The sequence below is a fragment of the Actinomadura sp. BRA 177 genome (assembly GCF_013372625.1).
GTDB lineage: Bacteria > Actinomycetota > Actinomycetes > Streptosporangiales > Streptosporangiaceae > Spirillospora.
Genome location: NZ_JABXFD010000700.1, coordinates 1 through 4,620 on the forward strand (window position 1 = coordinate 1; position 4,620 = coordinate 4,620).

General features: G+C 75.0%; 3 protein-coding genes and 1 pseudogene. 1 reads left to right on the forward strand and 3 read right to left on the reverse strand.

All coding sequences use genetic code 11. From position 1 onward, the window contains the following. Positions 1–307: 307 nt before the first annotated feature. Positions 308–1,573 carry an ATP-binding SpoIIE family protein phosphatase gene (locus HUX53_RS38420; RefSeq protein ID WP_255206034.1) on the forward strand — a complete coding sequence of 422 codons (1,266 nt, stop codon included), beginning with the start codon at positions 308–310 and terminating at the stop codon, positions 1,571–1,573. 24 nt (positions 1,574–1,597) lie between these two features. Here the strand turns inward: HUX53_RS38420 and HUX53_RS38425 are convergent, their stop codons facing one another. The 3 genes and pseudogenes from HUX53_RS38425 to HUX53_RS38435 form a co-directional block, all read right to left on the reverse strand. Then, the gene (locus HUX53_RS38425) at positions 1,598–2,752 is read right to left on the reverse strand and encodes a hypothetical protein (RefSeq protein WP_176408186.1); all 1,155 of its coding nucleotides are present in this window, start codon (positions 2,750–2,752) and stop codon (positions 1,598–1,600) included. Positions 2,753–2,813: 61 nt separating this feature from the next. After that, positions 2,814–4,391, reverse strand: coding sequence for a fused response regulator/phosphatase (locus HUX53_RS38430; RefSeq protein WP_176408187.1), 1,578 nt, complete (start codon positions 4,389–4,391; stop codon positions 2,814–2,816). Positions 4,392–4,399: 8 nt separating this feature from the next. Next, positions 4,400–4,620, reverse strand: a pseudogene (locus tag HUX53_RS38435) (hybrid sensor histidine kinase/response regulator); the annotation flags it as partial.

Below are 4,620 nucleotides of genomic sequence, written 5' to 3' on the forward strand. Positions count from 1 at the left end.
GGGTGGGTGGGTGACAGTGGGTGCTGCACGAGGCTGGGCCAGAGGATGGCGGAGGTGGGTCGTTCGGCGTGCGACGGGCGGCAGGGAGCGAGGAAGGGGGATGGCGGGTTGGCGTGTGCGAGGTCGGTCCCGACGTCGTGGGGCTCGAAAGGGCGATGGGCAGCGTTGCGGGAGCAGAGAGAGAACCCGTTCGGGCCAGGGGACGAGGCGAGCGGGAGCAGCAGGGTCGACGCGCCATCGGGCAGGTCGGCGGCCGGGGGGCGGGGCGACGCGACCGCCGGTCGCCGACCTGCTCAAGGGCGCGTCGATGCTGCTGCTCCCGATCGTGTCGTCCGCGGGCGTGCTCGGGTTCTTCGTCTGCACCCGCAACGTGGCGCACCGCCCGTTCGACGCCTACGACGTCGAGATCGGGATGGAGTTCGCCAACCGGGCGTCCATCTTCGTGGAGAGCGCCCGCCAGTACTCGCGGGAACGCGCCACCGCGCTCACCCTGCAGCGCAGCCTGCTGCCGACGGGCCTGTCGGCGCCGTCGCCGGTCGAGGTGCACCACCGCTACCTGCCGGGCAGCCGCCGCATCGAGGTCGGCGGCGACTGGTACGAGTCGATCGCGCTGCCGGGCGCCCGCGTCGCGCTCGTGGTCGGCGACGTCGCCGGGCACGGCGTGAAGGCCGCCGTCACGATGGGACGGCTCCGCACCGCCATCCACACGCTCGCCGGGCTCGAACTCCCGCCCGCCGAAGCCCTGGAGCGGCTCGACGCGCTGATGGCGACGCTCGGCGAGCGCGAGCCGCACTTCGCGACCTGCGCCTACGTCGTCTACGACGCGGTCAGCGGGCAGTGCGAGGTCGCCAGCGCCGGGCACCTGCCGCCGCTGCTCGCCCCGCCCGGCGCCGACTCGGAGTACCTGCCGGTGCCGCCCGCGCCGCCGCTCGGCGTCGGCGGCGACGGCCCGATCACGACCCGCGAATTCACCGTCGAGGACGGCACGCTGCTGTTCCTCTACACCGACGGCCTGGTGGAGAACCGGGCCCGCGACATCGACGACGGCCTGGCCCGCCTCCTCGCCACGTTCGGGCCGGGCGCGTCCGCCCGCCCGCTGGAGGACCTGTGCCAGGCGGCGCTCGACGGCGTCTACGACGACCAGCACCGCGACGACATCGCGATGCTCGTGGCGCGGCTGGCGCGCATCCCGGCCGACCACCACGCCACCTGGGAGCTGCCCGCCGAACCCGCCGCCGTCCGCCGGGCCCGCGGCCTCGTCCGCGACCGGCTCGCCCGCTGGGACCTCGACGAGCTGACCCACACCACCATGCTGCTGGTGTCGGAGCTGGTCACCAACGCGATCGCGCACGCGGGCGGGCGCGTCAAGCTGCGGCTGGTGCGGGAAGGCGGCCTGGTCTGCGAGGTCTACGACTCCTCGGACGGGCATCCCCGCATCCGCCTGCACGACGACGAGGACGACATGCTGGAGTCGGGCCGCGGCCTGCACGTGGTGGGCAGGCTCGCCAAGCGCTGGGGCGTGCGCCGCACCGCCGGCGGCAAGGTCGTCTGGTGCGAGCAGGAACTGCCCTGACCCCGGCCCTGCCCTGATCCCGGGCTAGCGCAGCACCGAGATGTGCACGTGGTCGTAGTGGTTCTGGGTGAGGCTGCCGCGGTCGGCCATCGGGCGCCAGCCGCCGCCGCGCACGTTCCAGATGTGCTGTCTCCAGATGACGTAGGAGATGCCGAGCCGCCGCGCGTTCTCGACCGCGTACCGGGCGACCTGGTCGCCGTGCCGCCGCGCGCCGGCGCTCGGCATCCGCCCGCCGGTGCTCTCCATGAAGTCGCAGGCGCGGCCGTCGCCGTGGTCCTGCGGGTCGCCGGTGGAACGGTAGCAGCCGATCGTCGGGAACGGTCCGAACATGCCCGCGATCTCCAGCACGACGGTCCGCATCGTGGGCGTCATCATGTTGCCGGTGATGGGGGTGCGGTCGCCCGTCGCGCCGTCCGGCCGTCCGGTCACCTGCGGGCGTCCCTTGGGTTTCGCGGACGTGCCGGACCCACCGGACGTCCGGGCCGGCGCCAGCGCGGCCACCTTCGTCCCGCGCGGGAGGATCTTCTTCAGCCGCTGCGCCAGCTTCGCCGCGTCGGCCTTCGGGGCGCTGATCACGAGCCCGTTCCCGTCCGGCAGGCCCAGCGTGCGGGCCTGCTCGCGGGACACGATGGCGTCGACGTCGCCGATGCCCATCGAGGCGTAGGCGCCGACGCGCACCTTCCCCGGATCGGTGCTGCGCCCGGCGGGGACGACCGCGCCGAGCGGCAGGCCCCCGTCGCGGCTCTGCTCGAAGGAGACGGCGAGCCCGCCGGACGCGACCGTCTGCCACAGCTGGTCGGACTCGGCGGTCGCCTCCGGCGCGAACGCCCGGAACTTCGACGGGTCGACGCCGAGCAGCCCCATCCGGCGCCCGCCGACACTGGCCTGGGCGGCGTCCACGACCGTGAGGCCGGCGACGCCCTTCAGCCGCCGCGTCCGCTCAACGACCCCCGGCGGCAGCGGGGACGTCCCGGCGACCAGCAGATGCGGCGTGTAGCGGCGGGTCAGCGGCGCGACGGCGGGGGCCTGCGGCGCGGCGCCCCGGTCCACCGACACGAGGTTCCCGGCCTTGGCCGGCTCATCGCCCGCCCGGACGAGGAGCACGGTGACGTCTGCGGCCAGCGTGACGACGATCCCCGCCCCGATGAACGCGGAGAGAACCCTGCCGCCCCGTCGCATCCGACCCCGATCCCCTCGCCGTCCTCCGCCGCATCGTAGGGGAGCGGGGCGCCGGGTGGCATCAGTGCGCGTTCTCCGCGCGACGCAGGACGACGAGGGCGACGTCGTCCTCGCGGTGGCCGAACTCGGCGATGACGCGGTCGCTGAACCGCTCCAGATCGTCGTCCACGTCCGCCGCGACGGTCCGCAGCCGCTCCAGGTTGTCGGCGAGCGGGATGCCGCGGTCCTCGATCAGGCCGTCGGTGATCAGCACGACGGTGCCGCCCGGCGGGACCACGGTCTCCTCGACCGCGACCTTGTCCACCGGGAAGCCGAGGAGCACGCCGCCGCCCCGGCCGTAGCGGGCCCGCCCGCCGGCGATGTGCAGCGGCGGGAGGTGCCCGGCGCTGGCGACCTGCAGGCCGCCGTCCCGGGGGTCGAGCGTCATCAGGCACATGGTGGCGGTCTGGTCGTCGTGGTAGCGCTCCATCACGCCGTCCAGCAGCCGCAGGATCTGGACGGAGCCGTGGCCCTCCGCGGCGAACGCGCGCAGCGCGTGCCGGATCTCCGCCATCACCGTGGCGGCGCGCAGCGAGTGGCCCTGCACGTCGCCGATGGCGACCAGGACCTGGTCGCCCCGGTCCAGCACCTCGTAGAAGTCGCCGCCGACCTCGGCCTGGTCGCCGGCCGGCTCGTAGCGGACGGCGAACTCCCAGCCAGGCACCCGCGGCGGCGACTCCGGCAGCAGGCTGCGCTGCAGGGTCAGCGAGATCGCGTGCTCCTCGGTGTAGGACCGGAGCGCGCCGAGCGCGAGCGCCACCGCCTGGCCGAGCTGGCGCAGCAGGTTGACCTCGGCCTCCTCCGGGGCGCCGCGAGCCTCGATCACGATGCCGATCGGCGGCCGGCCGTGCTTCAGCCGCGACACCACCAGCAGGGCGTCGTCCTCCAGGACGGTGTCGGGCAGCAGTTCCCGCCACTCCGGCAGCGGCACCGCCACGATCTCCGTGCCGGTGTCGTCCCCCAGCCCGGTCAGGCCGGTCAGCCGTTCGATGAGGCCCGGCGGGTAGTCGCGGTGCCGGGGCCCGCCGCCCGTCTCGACGGTCCGCCGCGCCCGCCCGCCCGGCGGGACGATGAACACCGCGGCCGGCGAGCCGAACATCGTGCGGGCGCCCTGGGCGGCGACCTCGGCGAGCCGCTCGAAGGACGCGGCCGCGTTGATGGCCAGGGACGTACGGGTGAACGCGGTCATCCGGCAGGCCATCCGCTCGGCCCGCCGCCGGGCCTCGTAGTAGCGCAGCACCGCCTCCACCGTGGCGAGGAACTCGCCCGGGTCGATCGGGTCGGTCAGGTAGGCGTCGGCGCCCCGGCGCAGCCCGTGGGTGCGGTCGGCGACCTCCACGGCCTGCGCCGAGATGTGGATGACGGGCAGCGACGCCGTGTCCGGATCGGACTTGATCCGCTCGCTGACCTCGATGCCGCTCATGTCCGGGAGCTTGACGTCCAGCACCACGAGGTCGACGTCGTGTTCGGCGAGCCGCTCCCAGGTCTCCGCCGCGGACGCGGCCTCCACCACCGTGTGCCCGGCGCGGCGCAGCCAGCTCCCGACGATGTACCGCTTGGCGTCGCTGTCGTCGACCACCAGCGTCGTCCATGCCGTCATCCCCGCCGTCACCTCCCCTCCCGGGCGCGGCGGGCCCTGGCGGCGCGCACCGCCTCCGCCAGCGTCTCCGGGCCGAGCGCGTCCTTGCCCACCACCGCGTCCGCGCGGCGCAGCCGCGGGTCGTCCAGGGCGGCCGCGTCCGCCGAGGTGACCAGCACGACCGGCGTGGCGGCGGGCAGCCGGGCGAGGACGCCGTAGCCGTCCAGGCCGGGCATGCGCAGGTCCGGCA

What these genes read in the sequence shown, in the direction of transcription:
- HUX53_RS38420 (WP_255206034.1), top strand. Translation starts at nt 308, where the DNA reads ATGCTGCTGCTCCCGATCGTGTCGTCCGCGGGCGTGCTCGGGTTCTTC.
- HUX53_RS38425 (WP_176408186.1), bottom strand. Translation starts at nt 2,752, where the DNA reads ATGCGACGGGGCGGCAGGGTTCTCTCCGCGTTCATCGGGGCGGGGATC.
- HUX53_RS38430 (WP_176408187.1), bottom strand. Translation starts at nt 4,391, where the DNA reads ATGACGGCATGGACGACGCTGGTGGTCGACGACAGCGACGCCAAGCGG.